The sequence below is a fragment of the Aureimonas psammosilenae genome (assembly GCF_009176975.1).
In the GTDB taxonomy this organism is placed as follows: domain Bacteria; phylum Pseudomonadota; class Alphaproteobacteria; order Rhizobiales; family Rhizobiaceae; genus Plantimonas; species Plantimonas psammosilenae.
On sequence record NZ_WEZG01000016.1, the window covers coordinates 1 to 13,929 of the forward strand.

Sequence of the window (13,929 nt, forward strand, 5' to 3'; positions counted from 1 at the left end):
GTGATCCGGTCGGAGAAACTGTCGGGCAAGTCGGTGGAGGACCGGCCCGAGCTTGCCACCCTCATGCAGTTCATGCGCGACGGCGACGAACTCGTGGTGGTGCGGCTCGACCGTCTCGGCCGCTCGACGCGCGATGTTCTGAACCTCGTCCACGAACTCGATCAGAAGGGCGCGAGTTTGCGCGTTCTCGATCCCGAACTCACCACTGGCGGCGATGTCGGGCGGATCGTGGTGACGGTGCTCGGCATGGTGGCCGAGATGGAGCGCAAGTTCATTCTGGAGCGTCAGCGCGCCGGCATCGAGGCGGCCAAGGCGCGGGGCATCTATGCCGGCGTCGGGCGTCTGAAGAGCGTGCCGGACGAGGAGATCCGCCGCCGTCACGCGGCGGGGGAGGGTCCCACCGCCATCGCCAAGGCTCTCGGCATCGGGCGCACCAGCGTTTACCGGGCGCTCGGCGCAACGAAGAATGCTAACGGGGGCAACGAAACCGGCGACCCGTGATCGCCACTCATGTGACTATCGGAATGCATCACGCCCGATTGGGAGTTCTGACCCTTCTGCGTCGTTCGACACTACCGGTGCGATGCCCGAGAACAGGCATCTGAACAGGAATGGAAGCGCGCTGGAAGGGCTGACAGGCGCGTAACGAACGATGCGACTTCCACCCTATGGGGCCGGCGCCAGCACGGGTTTCACGCAAAGCAAAATTCTCGCCTTCAGGCCAGATGTTACAACAAAGCCCTTCTGGAGCGTCAGCGTGCTTCGCGACGATCTCTTCAGGCTTGTGCTTCTTCTGCGGCATTCCTGGCATCCTCCAAAGGCTCAAAAGCCTACTTCAGGGAGGACCACCTTTCAGGGGGCAGACCAGTTTCCGAACTCTGACGCTGCTGCTGCCCCGGTCACCCGAACTCAACCCGGCCGAAAATATCTGGCAGTTCATGCGCGACAACTGGCTGTCGAACCGCGTCTTCCGATCCTACGACGACATCCTCGATCACGCCTGTCACGCATGGCGGAAGATCGAAGCCCAGCCCTGGGGCATCATGTGCATCTGACTACGCCAATGAGCTCATCGGTTCTGATCACCGAGAGTTGGTATTAATTGGATCGTAAACAGGGAGACTTATACCGCTCATTGCCTCAGTTTGTTTGTAAGTAACTTAGATGAGTTCCCAAGTTCGTTCGTTTGGCGTTCTCGTAGTTGAGGACGAAGACCTGATCCGGTTGGTCACGATCGAAGCCGTCGAGGACGCAGGCCTACAAGCTTACGACGCAGCGGACGCCAGCGAAGCCATCGCTCATCTCGAACGTGTTTCTGACATTAAGGTCGCTCTTATCGATGTCGATCTCATCGGTCAGATGAACGGCGTCGAACTCGCCCATCTCATTCGCGATCGGTGGCCCGATATTGGCATCATCATTTGCTCGGGCCTTGTTCGGATTGGGGAGAAGGATCTTCCGACCGGAACGTCCTTCCTGGCAAAACCCTACAAGCTCTCAGATGCAATCCAACTCATTCAGGCATCCAACGGCACCGCATAACGCGTAAAGCCTTTGTTGGCAGCAGGCCACCCTACCGAGTTTCTTGCTGCCGAGCGTGGGCGTTTACAAGCGTCTCGAAACACACACTACTGACGCAGCATATACCCTAAGCCCCGAACTGACTTGATGCGATCGTTCTCGCCAGTCGGCTCCAGCTTCTTTCTCAACCGTGTGATGAGCACATCGAGGCTGCGATCCTCATACTGCCAAGCACGATGGAAGACAGCTTGCATCAGGTAGTCCCGATCAAGTACGACGCCCGCCTTTTGCGCCAGCTCTTTCAGAAGTAGGTATTCTGCGCTGGTCAGGTGCAGGAGATGCCCAGCCTCATCGCGAAGGGCACGATGCGTTTCATCCAAGACCCAACGTCCCAACTGGATCATGACTGCTTGTGGTGAAGCTTGTTCAGAAGCGGAAGCGCCGTTCATACGCCGCAACAGGGAGCGGGCTCTTGCCAGCAATTCACGCAACGGATGCGGCTTCGTTAAGAAATCGTCCGCACCGAGTTCCAGTCCCACGATGCGATCTGTTGGATCGTCGTTGGCTGACAGGATAATAATGCCGCATTGAGAGAAAGAGCGGAGAAACCGCACGAGGTTGAGACCGTCTTCGTCGGGCAGGCTGAGGTCGACGATCGCGAGATCGAATGCCTTCTCCGAACAAACCCGTCGGAACTCGGCCCCCGTTGCTGCTTGAGATACGTCGAACCCATTCCGGGTAAGATATTCAGCGACGGCTTCCCGCTGAACGTCGACGTCCTCAACAACGATGATATGAGCTCGCTTCATGAGTTCCGTGCCGTCAGTCTCTTAGTTCCTCAACTGATAGTGCTGTTTCCCTAACCCGAGGTTGTCCAGCGAGAAACGATAGGCATCGGTTACAGTGACGGCTATTGATCGCTTTCGTCAGGCTCTATGAGACCGAAATTCAAGGCGAGCGCCACCGCATGATGAGGGTTCTGAGTGCCAAGCTTATTGAAAGCCGCTTGCATATGCTTTGCCGCAGCTTCCCAATCTAACCCAAGCGATTGGGCAACCTCGGACTTGGTACGGCCTTCGCCAAGAAGACGCAGGCAATGACGTTCGAGCGTCGTCAGCTTCGGCGTTGTGCTTCCCCCATCGAGCCGCATGCATCACCTGTTTCTGCCTGCTCATCTCTCCCCGGACGAGCTTCCAGGTAATCTAGAATGGCTTGAAAGGCTTCAACGGCAGCGCGGTCCCCGATTACTTCCGCATGTCGCCTGCCAATCTTGGCTTCCAGAATTGCATCTTCGCCGAACTGCTGCTTCATGTAGTCCGCTGCAGCCTTTGTAAGGCGAACCTGTTCTTTGTCGGTCATAACGTCCGGCAGCCCGTGATCGTAGAAGGCGGTCGCGTCGTTATGGCCGCACATGATGGCCTCAATGTAGGACAGTCGGTCCTAGCTGCCATTAAATGTTCAGTCGCTACGGATGGCCTTAGCCACTCGCGGCGAGACCTGTTCGCAAATGAAGAAACGCGGACATAGTCGCGCTTGATCGTGCGGACGAAAGCCTCGGCCATGCCCTTGGACTGCGGGCTTTGCACGGGCGTGGTCCTCGGCTCCAGCCCGATGTCGCGTGCCAAGCGTTCTGTTTCTCCGGCGATATAGGCCGAGTTGTTGTCGGTGAGCCATTCGATCGTCTGGGGCAAGCGGTTCACGAGACCAAAGCGGGCCTCGACGGCCAGCAGCATGAGATCCTGGACATCTTCCCCTTTGATGCCCTCGGTAGTGGCGACAAAGCCGATCTGCTCGCGGTCGCAGCAGTCGAGTGTAAAGGCGACGCGCACCTTCTCGCCGTTGTCGCAGCCATCCGAGCAGTGAACCAGCGAAGGCGCCATCGGTTCGAGCCCGCTGATGAACGCAGGTTCGAGTGATCAACGGCGATGCGTCCGTCGTGGCGCCTTATGTCGGGATCACCAGCAAGACGCTGAAGAAGCAAGCCGTGCGCCTTCATCACGCGGTAGACGCTTGTGGTTGGGCAGCGGCGTACCGGCGGCCTGAGCTCTGTCGATGCCGGGAATGTTGGACATGGGTTCCTCCGAGGATTTGCACCCGATACGGTCGTGCGGGAGGAATGTTACGCCGGCGGTATCGATGCGCGCTGGGCCTTTTCGATTGGGTCCAGCCATAGCGGACGGGGACATCCTTCTCGTCGGTATTAATGCCGGTTTTGCTGGAGTTCTTCTCTCTCGAGGCAGGTCACGATAATCTCGAAGGCATCTATGGCTTCCGCATCTTTCGTCGCCTGCGCATAACGCAAGGCGATGGCGACCTCCTGCTTTGCATCCTCGCCATGGATCTTCTCCAGATACCGCATGGCTGCGAGCGCGGCGGAGCATTTGTCGAGCCAGATCTCCAGGTTCGAACGGTAGACCCGAACTACCTCGCCAAGGGTGTCGCGCGGCAGAGCCTCGTATTTTGAGCTCATCATGCGGCGTTCTGAAGATAGGCCCCGGTGACGAAGGCACGCTCGTTGTCGTTGGCGCGGCCGACGAGATCGTTGGACACCGACGCTTTGTCGGAAGCGGACGTTTCTTCGGAAACCGCCGACTTGTCCTCGTTCACGCCTTCCGGATCGGCATAGATATCGACGGCGACCTTCTGGCCGACCTTAGCGAACATCATCTGGTTCCCGATGTCCTTCTGGACGGCCCGGGCCATGCGGCGCAACTCGTCCTCGACCGGAGCGGTCTCTACCGGCTTGGCGAAGGTCACCTTGCTGGACCGGTTGCCGAGCGCATCCAGGATGGCCTGCTTGGTGGCCTCCGCCTGATTTTGAGACGCCTGATCGACGGCTTTTTCTGCCGCGGCGACCGCAGTCTTCACCTCAGCGATGACCGCCTTCACCGGTTCGGGCAAAGGAGCGACGACCGGTGCTGTGGCTTGCTCGGCAGCCTGGGTGGCAGCGGCGACGGGGGCCACAACGGGTGCGGAAGGCGCCGGCGCCGCTGAGGAAGGCGCGGGGACGGGCGCGGGGACGGGAGTTGGTGCAGATGCCGGCGTCGGCGCCGTGGCGGAAGGTGCAGGCGGCGCAGCGGACGCGGTTGGGGTGGTCGTGGGAGCGGGAGCCGCCGCAGCCGGCGCGCTCTGCGAAGGTGCGGGCGCAGGGGAAGCTTCCGGCGTTGCGGCAGGACTGGAAGCAGGAGCGGGCGCTGCCGGAGCCGAAGGGCTTGGCGTCTCGGCGGCGGGAGCCGGAGCAGCGGAGGGTGTCGCCGGAGCCGTTTGTTGTGCTGGGCTCGGGGCGGGCGCCGTGGTGGACGGCGCCGGAGCGGGGGCCGAAGGGGCCGGGGTCGTCGCGGCTGGCGTCGGGGCTGCGGGAGTTGCGGTCGAGGAAGGGGTCGGCGTCGAAGAAGGCGCTGGGGTAGCGGGCGACGGCGTCGACGAAGCGGCGGGCGTCGAAGGAGCCGTCGGGGTCGAGCTGGTCGCCGGAGTTGTCGGAGAAGAAGGCGAAGTAGAAGGGCTGGAAGAACTGGCTGGGGTTGAAGAAGAGCTCGGCGTCGTGGAGGAGGACCCCGACAAGGAAGAGCCAAGTGCCGTTATAGCTGCTTGGGTAGAAGCGCCAACATTTCCGGTGTTGGAATACGTCGAAGAGAAAGCAGTGGTGGTCGACTGAACTGTATTCGTGAGGCCTTGTAACGGGCTTGTGGAAGAAGGAGTGGTCGTTCGCGAAGGAGAAGCCGGTGAAGTGGGGGCGGCGGAGAGAGAAGAAAGGGAAAAGGCCATGATGACTTGCTTTCTTTCGGGTCTTTGCTGTGGACTATTGTGCAAAACCCGTTTGAACGTCGCCTCACCAATAAAATTAAAGGTTTATTGATTTGGCAGTAGAATAGTATGTAATTGTTATGCAGGAGCTTTGTTCCATTGAGAGTAGGCGTAATATTGATACATAAAGACAGTAATGTTGCATGATGCAACAAAACTGATCGAGAAGTTGCATTGGAGGCAGCTTCGTATCAAAGCCGAAGGGTAGGTCACGACAACGATCATTCGCCTATACGGCAAAGCTTGAATTCGTCGGGATTCCCTTCGTGTTCTTACTCGGTACCGGCAACGTCATGAAGAAATGACGTTTTGGCTGTTTCCAAAGCCTCACCGCGCAATATGAATTAGTAGATTAACGTCATTCTTTATCGCAGGAAAGCTCTAATATTTTAAGATTTTTGATATATTCTAGCTTGAACCAAAAAAGAAGCCTTGCGATAGCGACCATGGACAAGAAGCACATCGTCATTGTTGAATATGTCGATGTTCAACGTGAAGTCCTTGCGGAATATCTTGCACGCGCTGGTTTCCAGGTGTCACAGGCCGCCAACGGCGCAGCGCTCAGAACTCTCTGTCTGGACCGGCGGATAGACTTCGCCGTCGTCGATCTCCATCTTCCCGACGAGGATGGCTTCAGCTTGATCAAGTTCCTGCACGAAACGCAGAAATGCGGGATCATCATGCTCACGGCGAACGACGATCCAACGGATCGGATCGTCGGCTTGGAAGTTGGCTTTAGCGATTATCTAATCAAGCCACCTCCTTCCCGCGACCTTCTGGCGCGCATCCGCAGCCTGCTGCGGCGGCTTTCCAAAAACAACGGTGGTCGCGGAGCCTAAGGTAGCCAGGAAGGCGGCGGATCAGCTCGGACACTGGCGCCTGGACGAACAGAACCGCGCGCTGCGGGGCCCCTCGAACGAGATGCTAAGCCTGACCGCCGCCGAGTACCTGCTTCTCAGGGAATTAGCGCAGAAGGCAGGGGTGATCCTGGATAGGGAGCGCTCGTGCAGGCGGTGTTTCATCGCGCTTGGCAATACGAGGACAGAAGTCTGGATGTCCTGGTCACCAGCCTGCGGCGCAAGCTTGAGCCGACAGGCGAAAGCAACCGCATCAAATCCGTGCGCGGGACGGGATATGTCCTGAACGCGACGGATGATCCTCACGCAAGATGGACGTGAGGCGAGCCTCGCCCGTCGACTGCTCTAGCATGCGAATGCGAAGATCGCCCATCTCCACGAGAGAGCGTGAGATGGCGACGGACACGTCCTGCATTTCCCGACCGATGTCGCTCGTCCCCGCCTTCACCTGCCTTTCGAGCCGGGCGCAGGATCTGGCGAGTTCGTCGAAGCCGAGCGTTCCGGCCATGGAGATGATCTTGTGGGCGGCCTGCCCGAGGGCCTCGATGGGTTCGGGCACTCTTTGCAGAACCCGCAAGGCTTCCATCAGCTCACCGATCGAAACGGCAACGCGATCCGGGCCCAGGAGATCAACGATCTCGTCGAACGTTTCCCGATCCATCGAAGCCGCGCGATCGACCGAAACGATGGGCGGTCTCCGGCTCAGCCAGTGATCGACCTTGGAATGCAGAAGAGCCTTATCGATTGGCTTGGCGAGGAAGTCGGACATGCCGGCTTCCTCGAAGCTGGCGATCTCTTCCGGCAGGACGTTGGCCGTCAAAGCCACGATCGGCAGATCTTTCGGTGTGGTCGGGTCCTGACGGATCAGGGACGTGGTCTGGCGTCCGTCGAGACCGGGCATCTGGATATCCATGAGCACGAGATCGAAGGCCCCGTTCTTCAACGCGTCCAGGGCGGCATAGCCGTCCTCGACGCATGACACGCGATGCCCGGCCCGCTCCAGCATGACCGATGCGACCTCGCGATTGATCGCCAGATCCTCGACAAGGAGGATATGCCCGGTTCTGCGATCCCCATCCTTGATGCAGGCCGCGTCCTCTAGGTTGATATCCACCTCGGGCAGATCGATCGTGAAGCGGAAGACGGACCCCTTCCCTTCGGCGCTTTCGACCGAAACGACGCCGCCCATCAACCCCACGAGCTCCTGCGAGATCGATAGGCCGAGGCCGGTTCCCCCGTAGCGGGTGCTGATGCTGCTGTCGGCTTGGGCGAACCGACCGAACAGCCTTTGAAGCTGCTCCTGCGTCATGCCGATCCCCGTATCCCTCACTTCCAGCGTCACCCGCGAGGGCTCGCCGGGGTGCGCCAAGGCGACAAGAGAAACGCATCCGCTGCGGGAGAACTTGATGGCATTGCCAAGGAGGTTGATGAGCACCTGACGAAGCCGCGCCTCGTCGCCCGAAACCGTCTGCCCGATGGCGGGGTCCATGCGAGTGGAAACATCGACATCGGCTTCGGCCGCCTGGCTTTCCAGAAGCCCGACGCAGCCTTCCAGAAGGAGATCGAGACGGAAAGGGCGCAGAACCAGCTCGATCTTCCCGGCCTCGATCTTCGAGACATCAAGAACGTCGTCGATCACAGTCTTCAGCCCGAGCCCGGCGGACTTGATCAGAAGGAGGCGACGCTCAGAGGCCGGGGTCAGTTGCCCCTCATCCAGAATGATATCGGCGAAGCCCAGAATACCGTTCAGGGGGCTGCGGATCTCGTGGCTCATCGTGGCCAGAAACTCTCCCTTCGCCCGCGCGGCGGCTTCCGCTTTGGCTTTGGCCTGTTCGGCCTGTTCGGTGCGCTGGACGATGCGCTCCTCCAGGCTGGAATTGGTGGCGCGCAACTCGTCGGCTGTTTGGCGCTGACGCTGGAACGCCGCGAAAAGTGCTTCCGATAGCGTTTCGACTTCCGGATAGCCCTTCGATCTCGGCAGCGCGCTGATGTCCTGGTTGTTCTGAACCTGGATCGCCTTCTGCACCACCTCACGAAGGGGCGTGGTGATCCGGATCGCGATCATCCATCCGGCCATTGCTGAAGCGACTAGAAGAAGAATGCCCGTCAGGGCAATTGCCATGTTCAAGCGAGCAATGGGGGCGAAAGCATCCTCGATGGGCTGGCGAGCGACGACAGACCAGCCCAACCCCTGAAACGCCCGATAGCCCTTTGTATGGGAGATCACCTGGACGAAATCGGACGATAAGTCATCGAAGTGTTGGCCGATCATGTTGGGAGGGCCAAGAAGCACGTCTCCGCTCGTCGACAGAACAAGGAGTTCAGAATTCTTTAGATCGGATATAGTGGTCAGGATATCGCGCCGAACCTCGTCGGTCCAACTCCAGCTCAGATGACCGCCGATCACGCCGCGAAGGCTTCCCTCCGCATTCCGAACGGGCGCTACCACGTCAACGAAGCGTAACGGAGCACTGCCGGGCGGAGCGAGATACTTCTGAAGAAGTTTGGCTTCGTGGACGTCGAGACCGGAAGGCGTCGTCAGACCGACCTTGAACCAGGGACGCGCCGAAACGTCCTCATCCTCCAGAAGCCGACCCGTCGCAGCAATCACCTTCCCATCGGTTCCGGCAAAGCCGATCCAGGCATAGGACGGATTGGCAGATTGAAGGGCTTCAAGATATTCTCGCTGCGTGTTCTTGCGGTCGTTTACGAACAGATCTGGCAAGGCCGCCGCGCGCGTCACCTCGTTCTGGCGCTCGAACATGTGGGTGTCGAGCCGACCGCTCATCTGTTGAGCGGCCTGGGAGAGCTGGCTCATCACGGCCGATCGCAGTGCGTCGGAAGCCAAGTCTTGGACGAACAAGCCGAGAGCCACCACCAGAACCGTGGCGAAGCCAGCGAAGATTAAGGACAGCCTGTAATGAAGCGGCATGGACGAAGCTCCCTTCCGGAAGCTTGGCTTAACCCTTCCGCATTGCGCCTAGCTTTTGCGTTTCTTTCGAGAAAACAATAGTATAGCTGCCAAAGCATCTCACTTCACGGCTTTGAAGTCCTGTTCCTCGACCGCGAATATCAGTTTCGGGCGGAGGCCGAAGACACCCGGCGAAGAACGGACCGGGGATGTCTGGTCTGCTTCCTGCAACAGTGCCGTCCTCCAGGAAGTAGGCTTTTGAGCCTTTGGAGGATGTCAGGAATGCCAAGGAAGAAGTACCAGCCTGAATAGATTGTCGCCAAGCTGAGGCAGGTGGACGTTCTGCTGTCGCAGCGTCGTCCGGTGGAGGAAGCGATCCGGACGATCAGCGTGACGCCGTTCACATGACTCCGATGGCGCAAGGAGTATGGCGGGCTGAAGCCCGACCAGGTGAAGCGACTGTTCGACGATCGGCCGTTCCGCATTCTGACGGTTCTGGATTGCCATACGAGAGAAGTTCTTGCGACCTGTGCGAGGACGAACTTCCGGGCGTATCAGGTCACCGAGGAACTCGACCGACTGGTTGCCCTTCGCGGCAAACCGGCGAGCATTCGGGTGGACAACGGTCCGCAGTTTGCCGGTCGGATGCTCGATCAATGGGCCTATGTGAACAAGGTCGAGCTGGACTTCTCAAGGCCGGGAAAGCCTACGGATTATGCCTTCATCGAAGCCTTCAACACGCGCCTGCGAAGCGAATGCCTGAACGCCTCCTGGTTCCTATCCATGGCCGATGCTAGGGTCCGCATCGAAGCCTGGCGGGAGGATTACAACCACCACCGTCCGCATACGAGCTTAGAAAACTTGACCCTGGCAGAGTTCGCGGATCAACTCAGGAACGCCCGGAAACTCTCATCAACCCTGGGCCAAAGTCCGGGTCAGGACCAAAGCCCACCATGCATTAGATTTGATCCGGGCCATCTAATGGGGCAGGTCAAAAGGTAGGTTTCGTTCGCCCATCACCTTGAAGGTAGTGCTTGGCGACGAGGACCGATCCAGCGAAAACTCTAGGGCCCTTACGTCGCCAGAGCGATCCCCGTTCACCGGTTTCCGTACGGAAAACGCACGGCGTGCGTTCACGACCCCCCGAACACCCCTGTTACTTGGACACACGGCGTGCGCTCCCAAACGCGTTCTCCAAACGGCGAAGATCCGTTACCTGTCTTCGTGATGGGATCGCTCGGATGAGGCGGCCACGTGTGCCGAACTCAACTCGCTGACGAGTTTTTGGCGAGCCGTTTCAAACTCGTTCGAGGGTTGCCGACAACTCGTGAGCAACTCACTACGAAAACCGCAAGTCGCTGAATGGACTTGTTTCAAGAAAATGGAGAGCGGCTTCGCTGTTATGCGGCCAGCCTGTGGAATTGAAACGGGGTGAGGAAGTGCGGCACTGAATGTCACCGGATGGTCGCAGCCATCATTTTCTGAAACAGGTCTTCACGAACCGCGTCATTGGCCATCTGCACAGCCAAGGAGAAAAGGTTCTTCTGAGCGAATGGCTGCCGCACCTAGCGCTCCTCGGGCTTTCGGTCTGCTTCTAGACGGCTTGCCGGAAGCGCAGAATGGTTTCGTCGAGCCAAGGTGCTTGCGTAACATTCACGGCATGCACGCTGTGATCCGCGAGGGCGAGTTTGGCTTCCCTCAAGCGCTCGGTTAAGGCGAGCGAGCGCGTATTGGGGACGAGAAGATCGTCCTTGGCTGCCACCACCAGCGCAGGCACCTCGAGCCCGCAGGCGGAAGGAAACCGTCAGCGCGCAAGTTCAGCCGCAAGATACGTGCTACGGAGGAAAGAGTCGTACCCCGTTCGTGCGATGCCGAGCGGAGCGGAATGAAGCTTATCGAACCGGTCGGTAAAAGCGCCTGGATGTGGAAGGAGATGCTGCTTTCCTGAAGGCGGATGTCCAGATCGGCGTCAGCCTCTTCCGTAAGAAGGATGGTCTCCTACGAACCGTCCAAAAATTGTTGCGCTTTTGCCGCAATTCTACCTCGTTCCAATCGAGCGGTCGCCTTTTTATTTATTGACTCATGAACTCATGTTTTTCAAAGCTTCGGCATGGCTCCCCTTTGCGAGCCGCAACCGCCAAGAAGCCTGTCCGATGTCTCCTTCTTCCACCATTCTTGCCCTGTTCCATCTCGGTCTCGTCGGTGTGTCGTGTTTTTCCTTCGTTACGGTTGTGCGCGCTCAGCAGGTGATCGAACTCGACACGGTGACGATCGACGCCGAAAGCGGTGCGACTGACGAGACGAATGCCGGTGGGGATACCGGAGCCGGCGCGCCGAACGAGCAGAAGGGCTTCGTCGCCAAGCGCTCAGCGGGGGCCACCAAGACCAACACGCCGCTGATCGAAACGCCGCAATCGATCACCGTGGTGACGCAGGACCAGATCGAACGCCAAGAAGTGCGCTCCATCCGCGCGGCGGCCCGCTATACTGCCGGCGTCACGCCAGAAATCACCGGCGGCTCCGACACGCGCTTCGGCGGCTTCAACATCCGCGGCTTCGACGCCACCGCCAATTCCGCCTTCCTGGACGGGCTGCGCCTGCCCTCTTCCTCCGTCATCAACTTCCTCGGCCTCGATCCCTATGGCGCGAGCCGCATCGAGATCCTCAAGGGCCCCTCCTCGGTTCTCTACGGCCAGAACGGCCCCGGCGGTCTCGTCAACTACGTCTCGAAGAAACCGACAGACGCGCCGCTGCGCGAGTTGGAATTCGTCACCAACAATTTCGGGCAGGCGGAAGCGCGCTTCGACGTTTCGGGGCCGTTCAAGGAAAACAGCCCCTTCGCCTTCCGCGTGGTGGGCGTCGGGCGCTCGTCCGAGAACCAGGTCGATTTCGTCAAGGACGACCGCGTTTTCATCGCCCCCTCGCTGAAGTGGGAGCCCGATGCCGATACGTCGCTGACGATCCTCGCCAACTACCAGCAGGACTGGGCCGGCTGGGGCCTGCAGTTCTATCCCCGGTCCGGCACCGTCACGCGCAACGACGGACGCCGCATTCCCAAGAGCCGCTTCCTCGGCGAGCCGGATTTCGACCATTACGACACCGAACTCGGCTCGATCGGCTACCAGTTCGAGCATCGCTTCGACAAGACTTGGGTCGTGCGCCAAAACGCGCGCTATTCCTTCCTCAACCACGACGAAGCCTCGATCTATGGCGGCGGCTATCTCGACGAGGACGCCGGCATCCTGAACCGGAATGGCGGCCGGGGTAAGGTCGATCTCGACACCTTCTCGATCGACAACCAGGCCCAGGCGGAATTTGCGACCGGCATTCTCGGGCACACGGTTCTCGGCGGTCTCGATTACCGCACGACGGGTATTTCCGATTTCGTGGGGCTCAACGGCGCCAACCCGATCAACGTCTTCGATCCGGTCTATGGCAGTCCGATCTTCGATTTCGGCACCTATTACGACAACGACGTCAATCAGGATCAGATCGGCCTTTATCTCCAGGACCAGATCAAGATCGACCGGTTGTCCGTGGTTCTCAGCGGTCGCTACGACTGGGCCAAGACCGAGCTGGACCGCCCGGCGAGCGCTTACCTGACCGCCGTCGATGCCGAGAAGAACGACGGCGCCTTCACGGGCCGCGTCGGCGTCATCTACAATTTCGACAACGGCATCGCGCCCTATGTCACCTATTCGGAAAGCTTCCTGCCGCCGCTCGACGTCAGCGCCACCGGAGGCCTGTTCGAGCCCGAGGAAGGCCGGCAATGGGAAGGCGGCGTGAAGTACCAGCCGCCGGGCTGGGACGCGACGCTGACCGCCTCGGTCTTCGACATCGTGCGCGACAATGCCATCCGCTTCGACAATGTCGGCGCGACCTTCGCGGCCCGCCAGACCGGGCAGATCACCTCGCGCGGCTTCGAGCTGGAAGGCATCGCGAGCGTCACCGACAGCTTGGACCTGCGCCTCGCCTACACCTATCTCGACGTCGAGATCACCGAGGACCCGGATGGCGGCTTCGAGGGCACGAGGCCGTCCACGATCCCGCAGAACACGGTTTCGGCCTGGGCGGACTACACGATCCGCAACGGCTCGGCCTTCGACGGTCTCGGGGCGGGCTTGGGCGTGCGCTATGTCGGCTCGACCTTCGGCGACGACGCCAATTCCTTCAAGGTGCCGGACGCGACCGTCTTCGACGCCTCGCTTAGTTACAAGAAGGACAAGTACGAGTTGGCGGTGAACGCCTCGAACCTCTTCGATAAGGACTATGTCGCTTCCTGCGGCAACGAGACCTTCCTGTGCTTCCGCGGCGAAGGCCGCCGCGTCACCGGTAAGGCTTCTATTCGCTGGTAGCTTTGAGGTTTCCTCGATCCTGATAGCATTCAAGGCGAAGCCGGCGCGTTCCTGACAGGGTCCGCCGGCTTCGTGCCGTTTAGGAGCCTGGAAACCCGAAATCCGCAGCTCGTTCCCAGTTCTGAACCCCTGCTCCTATGCATATTTCTTATAGACATAAAGGTCACTTGTTTAGGCGTCGCCGTTCGCTGCCCACTTGCAAAACTCCTACCTAAAACGTGTTCATTACGCCGCACTGCACAACAAGAGGACATGCGACAGGAAGGGGTATGTGTTGCGGCTGCGCGAGCGGTCGTCCGTCAGTGAGAAAACAGGGCATGACGCGTTCTGGACGGATTGATCCCCATCGCTGGCGACCGCAGCGTCGCGATGAAGGTGCAACTCGAAATTGCATGACACCATCCCTCACCCTGAGCTTGTCGAAGGGGGATGGCTCGGCACGACGGTTCGTGCCGTCCTCTCGTCCTTCGACAGGCTTAGG

General features: G+C 59.6%; 14 protein-coding genes and 3 pseudogenes. 8 read left to right on the forward strand and 9 right to left on the reverse strand.

Annotated elements, in window-relative coordinates:
* A partial coding sequence (locus F9929_RS21145; protein ID WP_152048543.1) for a recombinase family protein occupies positions 1-501 on the forward strand: 501 nt, incomplete at its 5' end.
* A gap of 28 nt (positions 502-529) precedes the next feature.
* On the opposite strand, the gene F9929_RS21150 is transcribed toward F9929_RS21145, so the two are convergent.
* Complete coding sequence (locus F9929_RS21150) at positions 530-802, reverse strand: hypothetical protein (RefSeq protein WP_152048544.1); 273 nt, start codon at positions 800-802, stop codon at positions 530-532.
* Between the two features lie 73 nt (positions 803-875).
* Between F9929_RS21150 and F9929_RS24575 the strand changes: the two are divergent.
* Both F9929_RS24575 and F9929_RS21155 read left to right on the forward strand, forming a co-directional pair.
* Positions 876-1,055, forward strand: a pseudogene (locus F9929_RS24575) (IS630 family transposase); the annotation flags it as partial.
* 109 nt (positions 1,056-1,164) lie between these two features.
* Positions 1,165-1,542, forward strand: a complete 378-nt coding sequence (locus F9929_RS21155; RefSeq protein WP_152048545.1) for a response regulator — start codon at positions 1,165-1,167, stop codon at positions 1,540-1,542.
* A gap of 86 nt (positions 1,543-1,628) precedes the next feature.
* On the opposite strand, the gene F9929_RS21160 is transcribed toward F9929_RS21155, so the two are convergent.
* From F9929_RS21160 to F9929_RS21185, 6 genes and pseudogenes are all read right to left on the reverse strand, one after another.
* Complete coding sequence (locus tag F9929_RS21160) at positions 1,629-2,330, reverse strand: response regulator transcription factor (RefSeq protein WP_152048546.1); 702 nt, start codon at positions 2,328-2,330, stop codon at positions 1,629-1,631.
* A 101-nt stretch (positions 2,331-2,431) separates the two neighbouring features.
* On the reverse strand, positions 2,432-2,671 hold the full coding sequence (locus F9929_RS24920) for a helix-turn-helix transcriptional regulator (RefSeq protein ID WP_152048547.1): 240 nt from the start codon (positions 2,669-2,671) through the stop codon (positions 2,432-2,434).
* Positions 2,635-2,880, reverse strand: a complete 246-nt coding sequence (locus F9929_RS21170; protein ID WP_193227861.1) for a hypothetical protein — start codon at positions 2,878-2,880, stop codon at positions 2,635-2,637. The genes F9929_RS24920 and F9929_RS21170 overlap by 37 nt, the downstream gene beginning before the upstream one ends.
* Positions 2,881-3,041: 161 nt before the next feature.
* Positions 3,042-3,529: pseudogene (locus tag F9929_RS21175) on the reverse strand (DDE-type integrase/transposase/recombinase); the annotation flags it as partial.
* A 192-nt stretch (positions 3,530-3,721) separates the two neighbouring features.
* Positions 3,722-3,991, reverse strand: a complete 270-nt coding sequence (locus tag F9929_RS21180) for a hypothetical protein (protein WP_210251368.1) — start codon at positions 3,989-3,991, stop codon at positions 3,722-3,724.
* Positions 3,991-4,389: a hypothetical protein gene (locus tag F9929_RS21185; protein ID WP_152048550.1), complete on the reverse strand. Its 399-nt coding sequence runs from the start codon at positions 4,387-4,389 to the stop codon at positions 3,991-3,993. Before F9929_RS21185 ends, F9929_RS21180 begins: the two co-directional genes overlap by 1 nt.
* 73 nt (positions 4,390-4,462) lie before the next feature.
* Between F9929_RS21185 and F9929_RS21190 the strand changes: the two genes are divergently transcribed.
* The 3 genes from F9929_RS21190 to F9929_RS24925 all read left to right on the forward strand — a co-directional run bounded on the left by F9929_RS21190 (position 4,463) and on the right by F9929_RS24925 (position 6,503).
* Positions 4,463-5,176 carry a hypothetical protein gene (locus F9929_RS21190; RefSeq protein WP_152048551.1) on the forward strand — a complete coding sequence of 238 codons (714 nt, stop codon included), beginning with the start codon at positions 4,463-4,465 and terminating at the stop codon, positions 5,174-5,176.
* Positions 5,177-5,771: 595 nt separating this feature from the next.
* Positions 5,772-6,164 carry a response regulator transcription factor gene (locus F9929_RS21195; RefSeq protein ID WP_152048552.1) on the forward strand — a complete coding sequence of 131 codons (393 nt, stop codon included), beginning with the start codon at positions 5,772-5,774 and terminating at the stop codon, positions 6,162-6,164.
* A gap of 174 nt (positions 6,165-6,338) precedes the next feature.
* Positions 6,339-6,503, forward strand: a complete 165-nt coding sequence (locus tag F9929_RS24925) for a winged helix-turn-helix domain-containing protein (RefSeq protein WP_407922266.1) — start codon at positions 6,339-6,341, stop codon at positions 6,501-6,503.
* On the opposite strand, the gene F9929_RS21205 is transcribed toward F9929_RS24925, so the two are convergent.
* Positions 6,436-9,114, reverse strand: coding sequence for an ATP-binding protein (locus F9929_RS21205; RefSeq protein WP_152048554.1), 2,679 nt, complete (start codon positions 9,112-9,114; stop codon positions 6,436-6,438). The two genes, F9929_RS24925 and F9929_RS21205, sit on opposite strands and share 68 nt — an antisense overlap.
* Positions 9,115-9,549: 435 nt before the next feature.
* Between F9929_RS21205 and F9929_RS21210 the strand changes: the two are divergent.
* Positions 9,550-10,005: pseudogene (locus F9929_RS21210) on the forward strand (integrase core domain-containing protein); the annotation flags it as partial.
* A gap of 682 nt (positions 10,006-10,687) precedes the next feature.
* Here the strand turns inward: F9929_RS21210 and F9929_RS24180 are convergent.
* A complete protein-coding gene (locus F9929_RS24180; RefSeq protein WP_193227862.1) occupies positions 10,688-10,858 on the reverse strand; it encodes a hypothetical protein in 171 nt (56 codons plus the stop codon).
* Positions 10,859-11,246: 388 nt separating this feature from the next.
* Here F9929_RS24180 and F9929_RS21215 point away from each other — a divergent pair, with 388 nt between their 5' ends.
* On the forward strand, positions 11,247-13,448 hold the full coding sequence (locus tag F9929_RS21215; RefSeq protein ID WP_152048555.1) for a TonB-dependent siderophore receptor: 2,202 nt from the start codon (positions 11,247-11,249) through the stop codon (positions 13,446-13,448).
* The last annotated feature ends 481 nt before the right edge of the window (positions 13,449-13,929 follow it).